The organism is Mesorhizobium sp. WSM4850 (assembly GCF_055811735.1).
Window position 1 is genome coordinate 42,268 of record NZ_JBVVPV010000020.1, and the last position, 14,791, is coordinate 57,058.

Annotated in this window: 15 protein-coding genes; 4 read left to right on the forward strand and 11 right to left on the reverse strand. The window is 62.3% G+C overall.

Annotation, left to right across the window (positions count from 1 at the left end):
- Nucleotides 1–55 precede the first annotated feature (55 nt).
- The 6 genes from AC0L2Z_RS19390 to AC0L2Z_RS19415 form a co-directional block, all read right to left on the reverse strand.
- Nucleotides 56–874, reverse strand: a complete 819-nt coding sequence (locus AC0L2Z_RS19390; RefSeq protein WP_023800320.1) for an ABC transporter permease — start codon at nt 872–874, stop codon at nt 56–58.
- Nucleotides 871–1,845, reverse strand: coding sequence for an ABC transporter permease subunit (locus AC0L2Z_RS19395; RefSeq protein ID WP_023800319.1), 975 nt, complete (start codon nt 1,843–1,845; stop codon nt 871–873). The genes AC0L2Z_RS19390 and AC0L2Z_RS19395 overlap by 4 nt, the downstream gene beginning before the upstream one ends.
- Before the next feature lie 9 nt (nt 1,846–1,854).
- Nucleotides 1,855–2,994: an ABC transporter ATP-binding protein gene (locus AC0L2Z_RS19400; protein WP_023800318.1), complete on the reverse strand. Its 1,140-nt coding sequence runs from the start codon at nt 2,992–2,994 to the stop codon at nt 1,855–1,857.
- Nucleotides 2,995–3,067: 73 nt separating this feature from the next.
- Nucleotides 3,068–4,165 (reverse strand): polyamine ABC transporter substrate-binding protein, encoded by a 1,098-nt coding sequence (locus AC0L2Z_RS19405; protein ID WP_473524092.1) that lies wholly within the window; start codon nt 4,163–4,165, stop codon nt 3,068–3,070.
- Nucleotides 4,166–4,522: 357 nt separating this feature from the next.
- On the reverse strand, nt 4,523–5,476 hold the full coding sequence (locus AC0L2Z_RS19410; protein ID WP_473629031.1) for a DMT family transporter: 954 nt from the start codon (nt 5,474–5,476) through the stop codon (nt 4,523–4,525).
- A gap of 147 nt (nt 5,477–5,623) precedes the next feature.
- Nucleotides 5,624–7,078: a helix-turn-helix domain-containing protein gene (locus AC0L2Z_RS19415; RefSeq protein ID WP_473629032.1), complete on the reverse strand. Its 1,455-nt coding sequence runs from the start codon at nt 7,076–7,078 to the stop codon at nt 5,624–5,626.
- A gap of 245 nt (nt 7,079–7,323) precedes the next feature.
- Here AC0L2Z_RS19415 and aceA point away from each other — a divergent pair, with 245 nt between their 5' ends.
- The 4 genes from aceA to AC0L2Z_RS19435 all read left to right on the forward strand — a co-directional run bounded on the left by aceA (nt 7,324) and on the right by AC0L2Z_RS19435 (nt 10,253).
- The gene (gene aceA / locus AC0L2Z_RS19420; RefSeq protein ID WP_128175834.1) at nt 7,324–8,613 is read left to right on the forward strand and encodes an isocitrate lyase; all 1,290 of its coding nucleotides are present in this window, start codon (nt 7,324–7,326) and stop codon (nt 8,611–8,613) included.
- Nucleotides 8,614–8,677: 64 nt separating this feature from the next.
- Nucleotides 8,678–8,920, forward strand: a complete 243-nt coding sequence (locus tag AC0L2Z_RS19425) for an SMc00767 family acetate metabolism repressor (RefSeq protein WP_027156310.1) — start codon at nt 8,678–8,680, stop codon at nt 8,918–8,920.
- 303 nt (nt 8,921–9,223) lie between these two features.
- Complete coding sequence (locus AC0L2Z_RS19430) at nt 9,224–9,613, forward strand: response regulator (RefSeq protein WP_473629065.1); 390 nt, start codon at nt 9,224–9,226, stop codon at nt 9,611–9,613.
- A 196-nt stretch (nt 9,614–9,809) separates the two neighbouring features.
- A complete protein-coding gene (locus AC0L2Z_RS19435) occupies nt 9,810–10,253 on the forward strand; it encodes a Fur family transcriptional regulator (protein ID WP_023800311.1) in 444 nt (147 codons plus the stop codon).
- Nucleotides 10,254–10,263: 10 nt separating this feature from the next.
- Here the strand turns inward: AC0L2Z_RS19435 and AC0L2Z_RS19440 are convergent, their stop codons facing one another.
- The 5 genes from AC0L2Z_RS19440 to AC0L2Z_RS19460 form a co-directional block, all read right to left on the reverse strand.
- On the reverse strand, nt 10,264–11,109 hold the full coding sequence (locus AC0L2Z_RS19440) for a metal ABC transporter permease (protein WP_473629033.1): 846 nt from the start codon (nt 11,107–11,109) through the stop codon (nt 10,264–10,266).
- The gene (gene sitC, locus AC0L2Z_RS19445; RefSeq protein ID WP_473629034.1) at nt 11,106–11,963 is read right to left on the reverse strand and encodes an iron/manganese ABC transporter permease subunit SitC; all 858 of its coding nucleotides are present in this window, start codon (nt 11,961–11,963) and stop codon (nt 11,106–11,108) included. Before sitC ends, AC0L2Z_RS19440 begins: the two co-directional genes overlap by 4 nt.
- A complete protein-coding gene (locus AC0L2Z_RS19450; protein WP_027156305.1) occupies nt 11,960–12,865 on the reverse strand; it encodes a manganese/iron ABC transporter ATP-binding protein in 906 nt (301 codons plus the stop codon). Before AC0L2Z_RS19450 ends, sitC begins: the two co-directional genes overlap by 4 nt.
- Nucleotides 12,862–13,743, reverse strand: coding sequence for a metal ABC transporter substrate-binding protein (locus AC0L2Z_RS19455; RefSeq protein ID WP_287307797.1), 882 nt, complete (start codon nt 13,741–13,743; stop codon nt 12,862–12,864). Before AC0L2Z_RS19455 ends, AC0L2Z_RS19450 begins: the two co-directional genes overlap by 4 nt.
- 319 nt (nt 13,744–14,062) lie before the next feature.
- Nucleotides 14,063–14,776, reverse strand: a complete 714-nt coding sequence (locus tag AC0L2Z_RS19460; protein ID WP_287307794.1) for an HAD family hydrolase — start codon at nt 14,774–14,776, stop codon at nt 14,063–14,065.
- Nucleotides 14,777–14,791 lie beyond the last annotated feature (15 nt).

The window sequence follows — 14,791 nt, forward strand, 5'->3', positions numbered from 1 at the left end:
CTGCGGTCGTCGTCAGAAGTACTTCCTGCCGGCTTTGCTGGCGCCGCCCCTTTCGTCACCCCCGCTGAGCGGCCTGCTCATCGCGTTGGCGCTGGACCGCGCGCCGCTTGTTGGCGAGCGAAGCGATGATGACGCCAACCGCCACAACCGCGATCAGGATGGTGCAGGCGGCGTTGATCTCCGGCGTCACACCGAGACGAACCTGGCTGTAGATCTTCATCGGCAGCGTGGTGGCGCCAGGCCCTGAAGTGAAGCTGGCAATGACCAGATCGTCGAGCGACAGTGTGAACGCCAGCATCCAGCCGGACACGATCGCCGGCATGATGACCGGCAGCGTGATCTGGAAAAAGGTCTTCACCGGCGGCGCGCCAAGATCCATCGCGGCTTCTTCCAGCGAGCGGTCGAACGTGATCAGGCGCGACTGCACGACGACGGCGACGAAGCACATGGTCAGGGTGATGTGGGCAAGCGTGACGGTGACAAAACCGCGGTCGAGACCGACGGCGACAAAGAGCAGCAGCAGCGACAGGCCGGTAATGACTTCCGGCATGACCAGCGGCGCAAAGACCATGCCGGAAAACAGTGTCCGGCCCTTGAAGCGTGTGTAGCGCGTCAAGGTGAGAGCCGCCAGCGTGCCGAGCACGGTCGCCACGGTGGCCGAGATGACGGCGACGCGGGCCGTTACCCAGGTGGCGTCCATGAGGCCCTGGTTGTGGAACAGCGAGACGTACCATTTTGTCGAGAAGCCGCCCCAGACAGTGACCAGTTTCGATTCGTTGAAAGAGAAGACGACGAGCAGGACGATCGGCAGGTAAAGAAAGGCAAAGCCGAGCACGATCGAAGTGATGTTGAAACGGCTCCAGGTCGGATTCATCTGTCCTGCTCCTGGGCGCGGGCCTGGGCCCGCTGGAAGAGCATGATCGGCACGATCAGCAGCAACAGCAGGATGACGGCGACGGCCGAAGACACCGGCCAGTCACGATTGGCGAAGAACTCGTTCCACAGCGTCTTGCCGATCATCAGCGTCTGTGAGCCGCCGAGCAGGTCGGGAATGACGAATTCGCCGACGGCGGGGATGAACACCAGCAGGCAGCCGGCGATGACGCCGGGTAGCGACAGCGGAAAGGTGATCTTCCAGAAGGCGCTGGTCGGTGGGCAGCCGAGATCCTTGGCTGCCTCGATCAGCGAATAATCCATCTTTTCCAGCGACGAATAGAGCGGCAGCACCATGAACGGCAGGTAGGAATAGACGATGCCGATGAAGATCGCCGTATAGGTGTTGAGGATGATCAGCGGCTGGCTGATAACGCCGGTGGCGAGCAGCAGCTGGTTGAGCAGCCCCTCAGGCTTGAGGATGCCGATCCAGGCGTAGACCCGGATCAGGAACGAGGTCCAGAACGGCAGGATCACCAGCATCAGCAAAGTCGGGCGCAGCATCGCCGGGGCGCGCGCCATGCCGTAGGCGATCGGGTAGCCGACAAGCAATGTCAGCACCGTCGAGATGGCGGCGACGATGACGCTGGTCACATAGGCGTTGACGTAGAGCGCGTCCTGGGTCAGCCACGTGTAGTTGTCGATGCTGAGCTCATTCAGCTGGGCGAAGAAAACGGCAAGGCCGTCGCCGAAGCCGAGCACCGGCGTGTAGGGCGGTATGGCGATCGCGGTCTGCGACAGCGAGATCTTGAAGACGATGACGAACGGAATGAGGAAGAAGAAGACCAGCCAGAGATACGGAATGAGGATGACAAGCCGGCCAACGAAGGCCTCTCCCGTTCTGGCCAGGGCGGATTTTCCGGCAGCGGTGGCTCGAGAGCTTGTTGCGGCGGTGACAGCGGCATTCGACATGGCCGCCCCCTATCGCGTCAGCACGACGCCGGCATCCGGCCGGAACGACACCCAGGCACGGTCGTTCCAACTCAGCGGATCCTCGGTGATGCGGGCCGCGTTCATCGTGCTCGCTCGCACCACCTGGCCATCGTCCAGCCTGACGTGATAGACGGTCATGTCGCCGAGATAGGCGATATCGTAGACCTCACCTTCGATGGCGTTGACAGCGCCGGCCGGTCTCGTCGACGATATCTTTATCTTCTCCGGCCTGATGGCGAAGGCGACGGCCGCGCCAGTTGCGGCATCGCCGGCATTCTCGGTCCGGATGGTGATGCCGTTGCCGGCATCGATGCTTGCAGCACCCGCCTCGCCATGCGCAATCTTGCCTTCGAACATGTTGACGTTGCCGACAAAGCCGGCGACGAAACGGGAACCCGGCGCCTCGTAAACTTCGGCCGGCGTTGCCACCTGCATCACCTCGCCCTTGTCGATGATGGCGATGCGGTCGGCCATGGTCATCGCCTCTTCCTGGTCGTGGGTGACGACAACGAAGGTGAGGCCGAGTGACTGCTGCAGATCCATCAGCTCGAACTGTGTTTCCTCGCGCAGCTTCTTGTCCAGCGCGCCCAGCGGCTCGTCGAGCAGCAGCACTTTCGGCCGCTTGGCGACCGAACGGGCAAGCGCGACGCGCTGGCGCTGGCCGCCGGACAATTGGTGCGGCTTGCGCTTGGCGAACTGCTCGAGCTTGACCAGCTTCAGCATCTCTCCAACGCGCGCCGCGATCCCGGGCTTCGGCATGCCGTCCTGCTTGAGGCCGAAGGCGATGTTGTTTTCGACCGTCATATGCGGGAACAGCGCATAGGACTGGAACATCATGTTGACCGGCCGCCGGTACGGCGGGATGCCGTGCAGATCCTGGCCGTCAAGCAGGATGCGGCCGGCGGTCGGCTCCTCGAAGCCGGCGAGCATCCGCAAAAGCGTCGATTTTCCACAGCCCGACGCTCCGAGCAGGGCAAAGAACTCGCGCTCGAAGATCGTCAGCGACAAATTGTTGACGGCGGTGAAGTCACCAAACTTCTTGGTCACTTTGTCGAACTGGATATATGGCTTGGCGTTCGGATCGTTCCACGGCGCGAAATCCCTGCGGATGCTGCCAAGCGATTTCATGTCTACTCCGTCCTGCGTTCTATCCCCAAAAGGACTTGACCCCGGCAGCACCTGCCGGGGTCGTTGATGTCGCTTACTGCCCGGTGACGATCCTGGTCCAGGTGCGGGTGACGACGCGCTGGGTCTTGGAATCGTAGGGAGCGATGGTGAACAACTTCGCCAGCGTCGCCTCGTCCGGGTAGATCGCCGGATCCTCAAGTATCTCCTTGTTGATGAACTGCTGCGACGCCTTGTTGCCGTTGGCGTAGAAGACGTAGTTGCTCGCCTTGGCGATGACTTCCGGCTTCATTATGTAGTTCAGGAATTCATGAGCTTCGGCGACATGCGGCGCGTCGGCCGGGATCGCCATCTGGTCGAACCACATTTCGGCGCCTTCCTTCGGCACGGAATAGGCGATCTCAACGCCCTGGTTTGCTTCCGTCGCACGGTCGCGCGCCTGGAACACGTCGCCCGACCAGCCGACGGCCAGGCAGATGTCGCCATTGGCCAGCGCGTTGATATATTCCGACGAGTGGAACTTGCGGATGTAAGGCCTGATCTTCAGCATCACTTCTTCGGCCTTGGCGAAATCGTCCAACGACGTGGTCTCAGGATCGATGCCCAGATATTTGAACGCGTTCGGCAGGATGTCGCTCGGAGAATCGAGGACATAGACGCCGCAATCTTTCAGCTTCGCCAGCTTTTCCGGGTTGAAGAACACGTCCCAGCTGTCGATCTTGTCGGTGCCGAGCGCTTCCTGCGCTTTCTTGACGTTATAGCCGAGGCCGACCGTGCCCCACATGTAGTTGATCGAATATTCGTTGCCGGGATCGTACTTGGTCGTGCGCTCCGAAACGACGTCCCACATGTTGGAAATGTTGGGCAGCTTCGACTTGTCGAGCTTCTGGAACACCCCTGCCTGGATCTGGCGTGCGAGGAAATTGGCGGTCGGCACGACAACGTCGTAGCCGCTGCCGCCGGCAAGCAGTTTCGTCTCAAGCAGCTCGTTGGAATCGAAGGTGTCGTAGGTGACCTTGATGCCCGTTTCCTTGGTGAAGTCTTCGATGATCGAGCTGTCGATGTAATCCGACCAGTTATAGACGTTGACGACGCGGTCCTGGGCATGAGCGCCGAGGGTGAAAAGCGCCAGAAATGCCGAGGTCGCCGAAAGCCAGAATGCTTTGCGGATCATGCGTCTCTCCTTTGATGAGTGTTCCATCGCCAGCACGTCGCGGGGCTGCGCGGCTGGGCGTTTGCTTCAGATTATTGAGCTTTCCGACAAGCGACAAGCGCGAACCGCCAACACGACAGCAGTTCAATGCGCAACGGCCGAGCCCCCGGTTCCTTTGTCGTGATCCAGGTGGCATGCCGGCGCCGTCAAAGGCTCTCGCCACGGCGCTGGCAGGGATACGACGATGTTGTCCGGTCTCGGTCGGGCCGGAGGGGAGACTTGGCAAGATGAGCCTGTCTTGTTGTTGCCGTATTTGCAGCCTGCCCGCGCGGCCGCGCCATTGTCAATGGCTCATCTCGCTTTGGCGCGTGCGCTGCATCAATTAGGCGACGGCATGCCGGTGACACCCGGCCGCACGGGTCGCGCCTGACGCTTGAATTCGAGCCCGATATGGACCAGCAGCGCCGTGACCACGACCGTGCCGCCAAGGATGGTGCGTCCCGACGGCACCTCGGAATGGATGAGCCAGACCCAGATCGGGCCGAGGATCGGCTCAAAAGTGCCGAGCAGTGCTGCGACAGCAGCCGGAACGAGCCGGGCGCCGGTGGCGAAAAAGGCAAGGCCGAGACCGAGATTGACCACGCCGAATGCAAACAGGAAACCCATGTCGCTGCTGGAAACGCCGAATTGCGATGCCTGCGACGCCGCGAATGCGGCGGCAATCATCGTGCCGAGGCAGGTCGCCGGCGTCATGCGCACATGGGCAAAGCGTCGCGTGATGACCGTGGCGATCGAAAACATCACGGCGATAAGCAGCGCCAGGCCGTCACCGATGGGCGACACCGCGCCATCGAGCGATTCCGATACCATGATGGCAACGCCGGCAATGACGGCGGCAATCGCCACCCAGGTCGCCAACGCCACCCGTTCGCGAAACAGCACCCAGGCAAACAGCGCCGCCAGGAGCGGCACGCCGGCCTGCATCAAAAGGATGTTGGCGACAGTGGTGTAGGCAAGCGCCACGACGAATGAGGTCGATGCGGTGGCGAAGCAGAACGCCACGGCAAGGCCGGGCAGGCCCATGCCGCGGAACAACCTCACCGTGCAGTGCCAGCCGTCGCGCCAGACCATGAAGCAGATCAGGAAGGCGGCGGCCCAGACCGAGCGCCAGAACACCACCGTCCAGCTGTCTCCGGCGTCGATGAAACGGGCGATGGCGCCACCGAAACTCCACATCAGCGCCGACAGGAAAATCAGCAGGAAGCCGGCACGCTCGTCACGCGGCGAGACGACAGGCGAAACGGCTAACGGTGATGATGATATATCGCTCATGATTGCGACTGTCGGCGATTTCGAGGCAACACGATGCACAGCGGACGACAGAAACGTGCCACATTCGCCTAGCGCAAAGGCAGCGGCGGAGCGTGGTCCACCGGGCAGCGATGGTTGTGGCAAAGACGGCAGTCGCCTGCCGGGACCTCACTGGAAATCGAAGGCGCTTAGTCCGGTCACCATCTCGTCCAGGCCGAGCGGGCGCGTCACCGGCGGCTCGGCGCGCGCGAGGCAGCCGATGCGTTCGCACAGCCGGCAAGCCGGGCCAACCGGCGTGGCCGGACTTGTGCCCTGTCCGGCTTTTCCGGCCGCAGCGGCAGCCGGCCACGGCAGTGCCGCGCCGTAGACGATCTCGTCACGAAAGCCGATGTCGCAGCCGAGCAGAAGTGCGGTACGGCGCGGGCGCTCCGCAAACGAGCCTTGCGGCCCCTCAAGCGTGCGGGCGACGCAGAGGAATTCGGCGCCGTCGGGCATTTCCACCGCCTCGACGAAGATCTGGCCGGGCTGGGTAAAGGCGGCATGCACGGGAAGCTTTGGACAGCCGCCGCCGAAGCGGCTCTGCGGAAAACCCTGGCTGCCAGCCTTGCGGAAGCGGTTGCCGGCGTTGTCGACCTCGAGCATGAAGAAGGGCACGCCCGGCGTGCCCGGCCGCTGCAGCGTGGTCAACCGGTTCGCCGCCTGCTCGAAGGAGACGCCGAAGCGCGAGCGCAGCACGTCGATGTCGTAACGCGCGCGTGTGGCGGCTGCGTGAAAGGATTGATAGGGCATCATCAGCGCGTGGGCAGCGTAGCGGCCAAGCTCGAAGCGGGCGAGCCGGCGGGCCTCATCCGTGGTCAGCTTCAGCGCCTGGATCTCGCTTGCCACGGCGACCGTCATGCGGATCAGGCAGGCCTCCATCGCCACCTCGCGCAACTGGTCGAACGGCGACAGGCGCTCGGACAGGAACAGACGCTGCGAATGGCGGTCGTAGCGGCGGCGCCAGTTCGGCATGGTGGCGACCGGCAGCACCTTGACGACGATGCCGTATTCGCGCTTCAGCCAGGCCTTCAGCGCACCGAGCAGATCGTCGCCGGGATCGAGCACCGAAATGAATGCCTCGGCCTCCTCTTCGAGCGCGGCAAAATGGTTCGGACGGCGCTCGAAAATCTCGTGCACCTCGTCGATCGGCAAGCGGGCGCCGGACAGCGCCGTCGCTTTGCCCTCACGCGCCAGGAGTTCGTTGAGGTCGGAAAGGCGCTCGGCCTGCTCGCGGTAAGCGCGAAACAGTTTTATCACCGCGGCGGAAGCGTTGGGCGCCGCCTCGGCAAGCTCGATCAGCTCCTGGTCGCCAGGCAATTCGCCGACCAGCAGCGGATCTGAAAACACTTCCTTCAAGGCGGTGACCGACCCCCTCGCCTCGCCCTGCAATTCATGCGGGTCGACCTTGTAGACAGATGCCAGCTTGAGGATCAGCTGAACCGTCAGCGGCCGCTGGTTGCGCTCGATGAGATTGAGGTAGGACGGCGAGATGCCGAGCCCTTCGGCCATCGCCGTCTGGGTCAGGCCCTTGGCGCTGCGGATGCGGCGGATGCGCGGCCCGGCGAAGATTTTTTGATCGGCCACTCGGCTGTCCTTGACAGAATTTACATGACTCCCGCGCGGCGCTGCCATGCCGGCCTTTTACAATCATGACAGATTTACAGCGCCTGAATGTCAAACGCAACACAGGTTTTCCCTTATTTTTCAGCCAATCCTCTGGTTTTCCTCGCCTGGCCCGCGCCAAAATGTAAATGCTGTCATACCAAAACGGCGCAGAAATTTTCATGAGGCGGCGTTTCTATCCCAACAACGATCTGTCGGAGCGAACAATGACTGATTTTTACAACCTCGTCCCCTCGGCGCCGGAAGGCCGTTTCGACGGCATCGAGCGGCCCTACTCGCCGGACGACGTGAAGCGGCTGCGCGGTTCGGTCCAGATCCGGCAGAGCCTCGCCGAAATGGGCGCCAACCGGCTCTGGAAGCTCATCCACGAAGAGGATTTCGTCAACGCGCTCGGCGCCATGTCGGGCAACCAGGCGATGCAGCAGGTCCGGGCCGGGCTGAAGGCGATCTACCTGTCCGGATGGCAGGTCGCGGCCGACGCCAACACCGCATCCGCCATGTATCCGGACCAGTCGCTTTATCCCGCCAATGCGGCGCCCGAACTGGTCAAGCGCATCAACCGCACCCTGCAGCGCGCCGACCAGATCGAGACCTCTGAAGGCAAGGGGCTTTCGGTTGACACCTGGTTCGCGCCTGTTGTCGCCGATGCGGAAGCCGGCTTCGGCGGACCGCTCAATGCCTTCGAGATCATGAAGGCCTTCATCGAGGCGGGTGCCGCCGGCGTCCACTACGAGGACCAACTGGCGTCGGAGAAGAAGTGCGGCCATCTCGGCGGCAAGGTGCTGATCCCGACCGCCGCACACATCCGCAACCTCAACGCCGCGCGGCTTGCCGCCGACGTCATGGGCACGCCGACGCTGGTCGTCGCGCGCACCGACGCGGAAGCGGCAAAGCTGCTCACCTCCGACATCGACGAGCGCGACCAGCCCTTCGTCGACTATGGCGCCGGCCGTACGGTGGAGGGCTTCTATCAAGTCAGGAACGGCATCGAGCCCTGCATCGCACGGGCCGTCGCCTACGCGCCCCACGCCGACCTGATCTGGTGCGAAACCTCCAAGCCCGATCTGGCGCAGGCCAAAAAGTTCGCCGAGGGCGTGCACAGGCACCATCCCGGCAAGCTTCTCGCCTATAATTGCTCGCCGTCGTTCAACTGGAAGAAGAACCTCGACGATGCCACCATCGCCAAGTTCCAGAAGGAACTCGGCGCCATGGGCTACAAGTTCCAGTTCATCACGCTGGCCGGTTTTCACCAGCTCAATTTCGGCATGTTCGAACTCGCCCGCGGCTACAAGGCGCGGCAGATGGCGGCTTATTCCGAACTGCAGGAGGCTGAATTCGCGGCGGAAGCCCACGGCTACACCGCGACCAAGCACCAGCGCGAAGTCGGCACCGGCTATTTCGACGCCGTTTCGATGGCGATCACCGGTGGCCGGTCTTCGACCACGGCCATGCATGAATCGACCGAGCACGCCCAGTTCAAACCGGCGGCGGAATAGCACGAACGCAACCAAATAGAGGCAACGCCCCAAAAGGGGTAAAAAATACGCAAGGAGAAGACCAATGGCATCGATAAGCCGCGTCAAGGAACGGGCCGAAGAACAGGCCACCACGATGACCGTCGACCAGCAGGCGACCATCCGCATGCTGGCCAACGACCTGCACAGGCTCAACCAGTCGGTGATGAAGGCGGTCGAGGCCGGTGTGTCGGTGGAACTGGTGCGCTCGGCACGGCACCATGGCGGCGACGGCAACTGGGGCGACCTGCTGATCCCGGTCATCGTCACGCAGCGGAGCGTCGGCTGATCGAAATCCGACGAAATCCTGCTGGCGGATCCGGCATCACCTGCGCAGTTCTCTGCGCAGGTGATTTGCACTTGCACAACCAGTTTGCATGCACGGCAAGAAAAGAACTTGCTTTAAATTTTAAGTTTTCTTGCGATGTTCTCGACGCCGGTCATTTCAGCTTGACATAGGCAGCGATCTCACGGCAATTGTTCCCAAGGTACAACCCTGCATTGAAACCAACGAGTGCCCGCCCTGCTCATGCACCCCTTGATTCGCACTCTGGACCAGCTGAGTTTGATGAGCCGGAATGTGGACCCCGAAATGCTCACCGACTTCACCCGCGTGCTCGTCGTCGGAAAATCGCCGGTCAACCGGGTGGTGGTGTCCAAAATCGTCGAACGGTCCGGGCTCAAACCGATCTCGGAATCGCCCGAAACGGCAGCAACGACGCTGCGCTCGCTCATTCCCGGAGCTGTCGTTCTCGATGGCGGAGCCGACAACAAGGATTGCGACGCACTGATGTCGCGTATCGACGCGCTTCGACGCATCTCGGGCAGATCGCGTCCCCCGGTGATCCTGCTCTCGACCAAAAGCGGCACACCGGAGAGCCTCGGCCTGTCGAGCGTCGTCGATGCGGTGGTCGTCAAGCCGATCACGACCGAACGGCTGCAGCCGGTGATCGACCATTTGATCGGGCTCGGACGCAGCTAGCCGGCGTGCTATCCGGCTCCCTTCCTCGCTTCTTGCGATCGGATCTGGATATCTTGTGTCAGTGTGTGACCGCCTGACAGCGAACCCAGTCCGATGTCCTTTTGCAATTGCGACGCATCTGGGATAGCACCTTCGAACAAATCCGCAGGCATGTTCCGACTTCGCGACATGGCTGTCGATATTGGCGGATCATGACATGTCCTCAGAACAGACCATCGCCGCGCTTTGCAGGGAACTCGGACTGCGCATCACCGGTCCGCGCCGCGTCATCATGCGCGTTCTATCCGAATCCAGCGACCATCCGGATGTGGTGGAACTCCATCGCCGTGTTGTCGCCATCGAGCCGACGATCGCGCTCGCCACTGTCTATCGCACCGTCAGCCTTCTGCGCGAAAAGGGCATTCTGGAGCGGCACACCTTCGGCGATCGGCGCGCCAGATACGAAACCGTCCCCCGCGAGCATCACGATCATCTCATCAACATCGAGACGGGAGATGTCATCGAGTTCCAGTCGGCGGAGATCGAGCGGCTCCAGGAGGAAATCGCTCGACAGCACGGATTCACGATCATCAGCCACAGACTGGAGATCTACGTGAAGCCGATCCAGAAACAGCGTCGCTCTCGTCAAACCAGAGAATGACCGCCAGTTTCTAGCCCTCCTCGCCGAGCTCCATTCGGCCCGCCTTGAGTGTGGTGACGACGAAAGCAGCAATGAAGGCGGCAGACAGCATGAGAACGATGGTCGGCGCCGGTGCGCTGTCGATGAAGAAGGACAGATAGACGCCGAGAAACGATGCGGCGACCGCGATCGCCACCGACAGGATCAGCATGGCGCTGAACTGCCTTGTCAGCAGGAAGGCGATGGCGCCCGGCGCGATCAGCATGGCGATGGCCATGATGATGCCGACCGCCTTCAGCGCGCCGACGATGGTGAGCGAGATCAGGCAAAGCAGGCCGTAATGGAGCAGGTTGACCCGAAGACCGACCGCGCGCGCCTGAGCCGGGTCGAAGGCGTGCAGCAGGAAGTCGCGCCATTTGATGCCGATGATGCCGGCCGTGATCGCAGCAATGAGCCCCGTTTCGACGATGTCGCGCAGGCCGATGCCCAGAACGTCGCCGAACAATATGTGGTCGAGATGCACGTCGGACTGGATTTTTACGTAGAGCACCAGGCCGAGGCCGAACATGCCGGAGAAGACGATGCCCATGACCGTGTCCTGCTTGATGCGGCTGTTGTCCTTGAGGAAGCCGGTGGCGAGAGCGCAGATCATCCCGGCGGCGAAGGCGCCGATCGAATAGGGGAATCCGAGGATGTAAGCGATGACCACGCCGGGAAAGACGGCGTGGCTGATGGCGTCGCCCATCAGCGACCAGCCCTTGAGAACGAGAAAGCAGGAAAGCAGCGCCGTCGGCACGGCGACCAGCACCGAAGCAATCAGCGCATTGACCATGAAGCCGAACTGGAAGGGGGCAAGCAGTGTATCGAGGATGCTCACAGGCTGGCCTCCAAGGCTCTCGCCGAGCGGCGGCGGGCTGCCAGCATTCCATGCTTGGGAGCGAAGAAGAAGGCGGCGAGAAAGATCAGCGTCTGCAACACGACGATGATGCCGCCGGTGGCGCCGTCGAGGAAATAGCTGACATAGGCGCCGGTGAAACTCGTCGCCGCGCCGATGACGACCGCGATGACGAGCAGGCGCGGAAAGCGGTCCGTCAGAAGATAGGCGGTCGCGCCGGGCGTCACCACCATGCAGATGACCAGGAAGGCGCCGACGGTCTGAAGCGCGGCGACCGTGGACGCCGATAGCAGCATGAAGAACATGATCTTGAGCGCGCTCGGGTTGAGGCCGATCGAGCGGGCATGGCTCTCGTCGAAGAAGACCACCATCAGATCCTTCCATTTCACCAGCAGGACGGCGAGCGAGACGAAGCCTATGATGGCGAGCTGAAGCGTGTCTTCCGGAGTGACGGCCAGAATGTTGCCGAGCACGATCGTCTGGATATTCACCGAGGTCGGCGACAGCGACACCATGAACAAGCCGAGGCCGAAGAAGGAGGAGAAGATCAGGCCGATGATGGCGTCTTCCTTCAGCTTGGTGCGCTGGTTGAGGAAGAGCATCGCCGCGGCGGCGAGCCCGCCGGAGAAGAAGGCGCCGATCGAGAAGGGAAGGCCCAGCATATAGGCGCCGGCGACGCCCGGCACGATCGAATGCGAGAGCGCGTCACCGATCAGCGACCAGCCTTTCAGCATCAGATAGCAGGACAGGAAGGCGCAGACACCGCCGACCAGGGCGGACACCCACATGGCATTGAGCATATATTCGTAGCCGAACGGCTCGAGCAGGACACTCATTCGTCCGGTTCCCGCATCTTGTGCTGCATGGCTCCGTTCTCTCCGTAGAAGACCAGTGGCCTCTCGTCGTCAGTGATGACGGCAAGGCGGCGCCTGTCGTCATCCTCATGCAGCCCGGCGCCGCCCAGCACGAAATGACGCAAGACGCCGCCGAAAGCCTTTTCCAGGTTCGCCTGCGTGAAGGTCTGGCCTGTCGGCCCGTAGGCAAGGACCGTGTTCCGGAGCAGCACGGCACGGTCGCAGAACTCCGGCACGCTACCCAGATTATGCGTCGAGACCAGCATCACCCGGCCTTCGTCCCGGAGCGCGCGCAGCAGTTCGATGATAGCGTCCTCGGTCCTGACGTCGACGCCGGTGAAGGGCTCGTCGAGCAGGATGACGCGCCCGTCCTGCGCCAGCGCCCGAGCGAGAAAGACGCGCTTCTTCTGCCCGCCCGAAAGCTCGCCGATCTGGCGCTTGCGGAAATCGCTCATGCCGACACGCGCAAGCGCTGATGTAACCGCCTCGCGATCAGCAGCCTTCGGAATGCGCATCATGCCCATATGGCCGTAACGCCCCATCATGACGACGTCCTCGACCAGTACTGGAAAGTCCCAGTCGACCTCCTCGGCCTGCGGCACATAGGCGACGACGTTCTTCCTCAGCGCGGCCGCGGCCGGCCGTCCGAGAACAAGAATCTCTCCCTTTGCCAGCCGCACGAAGCCCATGATGGCTTTGAACAGCGTCGACTTGCCCGAGCCGTTGACACCGACAAGTGCCGTGATCGTGCCTGTCGGAATTTCAAAGCTCGCATCGCGCAGCGCCGTGAGGCCGTTGCGGTAGGTGACGGTCGCGCCGCGCACGGCGAGACCGCCTCCCGCATCCTCGGACGCGGCGGCAAGAGGCGGAACGGCTTCGTTCATTGCGACAGCCCTGCGGCGAGGCCTTTCTGAATTGTATCCGATGTCACACGCAGCAGGTCGATATAGGTCGGCACCGGGCCGTCCGCCTCGCTGAGGGAATCGACGTAGAGCACGCCGCCGTAATGGACCCCCGTCTCGCGCGCGACCTGCCGGGCCGGCTTGTCCGACACCGTGCTTTCGCTGAAGACGGCGACGATCTTGTTGTCCCTGACGGCGTCGATCACCTTGCGAACCTGCTGCGGGGTGCCTTGCTGGTCAGCGTTGATCGGCCACAAATAAAGCTCCTTCAGCGCGAAATCGCGTGCGAGGTACGAGAAAGCGCCTTCGCTCGACACCAGCCAGCGCCTGTCCTGCGGGATCGAGGCAAGCTTATCGCGGATCGGCGCGACGGCCGCCTCTATCTTTGCCTTATAGGCTTCTGCATTGGCCTTGTAGGTCTCGGCATGCGCCGGATCGTGCTCGACGAAGGCGTCGCGGATGTTGTCGACGTAGATCAGCGCGTTTGTCGGCGACATCCAGGCATGCGGATTCGGTTTGCCGGTATAGGGTCCCTCGGCGATGCTCATAGGTTGGACGCCCTCGGAGACGATGGCGCCGGGCACGTCGCTGAGGTTCTGGAAGAATTTTTCGAACCAGAGTTCGAGGTTGAGCCCGTTCCACAGAATGAGCTTTGCGCCCTGCGCCCGCTGAATGTCGCCCGGCGTCGGCGCGTAATTGTGGATCTCCGCCCCAGGTTTGGTGATCGATTCCACGATTGCTGCGTCGCCCGCCACGTTCTTCGCCATGTCGGCGATGACGGTGAAGGTCGTCACCGCCTTGAATTTTTCCTGCGCTTTCGCTGGGCTTGAAGCCACTGCCGCAGCGAAAACCGCAGCCATCAACCCGACGGCAACCCATCGCCCGTATCTCTCGATCATCAAAATCTCCTGTCGCGATTACTCGCATGCCCGCGGGCGCTGTGACGCCGCGCTTGTCGCATATTCTGCAATTGCGACTGATTTGCAAGTAGAAAACGATTTTGCAGCATCGATTGTACGAGAGCCGCGCGTTGGAGGGGGCCGCGCGATGGAGGGGCCGCGCGATGTAGGGTCAGCGACACGCGGCTCTTTGGCGGAGCCGACAACAAGGATTGCGACGCGCAATGTCCGGCATCGATACGCCTGCCGCGCACGTCCGGTCCGACGCCGAGACACGCGATCAGCCGGCTTTCCCGATGCTTTCGACCAGCCGGGGCAGTTCCGAGAGATCGGCTATCTGGCGGAAGCGAGGCGCGGTGACCGGCGGCTCGACATGTTCCAGCGCCCAGGTCAGCTCATGCGGCACGTGGATGCCCCAACTGCCGGCCTCGATGGCCGGCACCACGTCCGACTTGAGCGAATTGCCGACCATCATGCTTTTTTCGGCGCCATCACCGTGGCGGCTGAAGATGCTGGTATAAGTAGCGGGGCTCTTGTCGCTGACGATCTCGACGGCATCGAACAGGTCACCGAGGCCCGATTGCGCCAGCTTGCGTTCCTGATCGAAAAGGTCGCCCTTGGTGATCAGCACCAGGCGATACGCATCCGCCAGTTTTTCGACGGTTTCGCGCGCATGAGGCAGCGCCTCGATCGGATGGCCAAGCATCTCGCGGCCCGCGGCGAGAATTTCGGCGATGACCGAGGCCGGCGCGCGGCCGTCGGTAATCTCGATCGCCGTTTCGATCATCGACAGGGTAAACCCCTTGATGCCGAAGCCATAGACGGCGAGGTTGCGCTTCTCGGCCTCCAGCAATCTTGCCGAGATGTGCTCCTCCTCGGCATGATCGGCGAGCAGCGCGGCAAAGCGCTTTTCGGTGATGCGGAAGAACTGCTCGTTCTGCCAGAGCGTGTCGTCGGCATCGAAGCCGATCGTGGTCAATTCATGGTTCCGCATTCGACGTCTTCAGCC

Coding starts and splice junctions, on each gene's coding strand:
- AC0L2Z_RS19390 (WP_023800320.1), bottom strand. CDS start 874: ATGAATCCGACCTGGAGCCGTTTCAACATCACTTCGATCGTGCTCGGC.
- AC0L2Z_RS19395 (WP_023800319.1), bottom strand. CDS start 1,845: ATGTCGAATGCCGCTGTCACCGCCGCAACAAGCTCTCGAGCCACCGCT.
- AC0L2Z_RS19400 (WP_023800318.1), bottom strand. CDS start 2,994: ATGAAATCGCTTGGCAGCATCCGCAGGGATTTCGCGCCGTGGAACGAT.
- AC0L2Z_RS19405 (WP_473524092.1), bottom strand. CDS start 4,165: ATGATCCGCAAAGCATTCTGGCTTTCGGCGACCTCGGCATTTCTGGCG.
- AC0L2Z_RS19410 (WP_473629031.1), bottom strand. CDS start 5,476: ATGAGCGATATATCATCATCACCGTTAGCCGTTTCGCCTGTCGTCTCG.
- aceA (WP_128175834.1), top strand. CDS start 7,324: ATGACTGATTTTTACAACCTCGTCCCCTCGGCGCCGGAAGGCCGTTTC.
- AC0L2Z_RS19425 (WP_027156310.1), top strand. CDS start 8,678: ATGGCATCGATAAGCCGCGTCAAGGAACGGGCCGAAGAACAGGCCACC.
- AC0L2Z_RS19430 (WP_473629065.1), top strand. CDS start 9,224: ATGCTCACCGACTTCACCCGCGTGCTCGTCGTCGGAAAATCGCCGGTC.
- AC0L2Z_RS19435 (WP_023800311.1), top strand. CDS start 9,810: ATGTCCTCAGAACAGACCATCGCCGCGCTTTGCAGGGAACTCGGACTG.
- sitC (WP_473629034.1), bottom strand. CDS start 11,963: ATGAGTGTCCTGCTCGAGCCGTTCGGCTACGAATATATGCTCAATGCC.
- AC0L2Z_RS19450 (WP_027156305.1), bottom strand. CDS start 12,865: ATGAACGAAGCCGTTCCGCCTCTTGCCGCCGCGTCCGAGGATGCGGGA.
- AC0L2Z_RS19455 (WP_287307797.1), bottom strand. CDS start 13,743: ATGGCTGCGGTTTTCGCTGCGGCAGTGGCTTCAAGCCCAGCGAAAGCG.
- AC0L2Z_RS19460 (WP_287307794.1), bottom strand. CDS start 14,776: ATGCGGAACCATGAATTGACCACGATCGGCTTCGATGCCGACGACACG.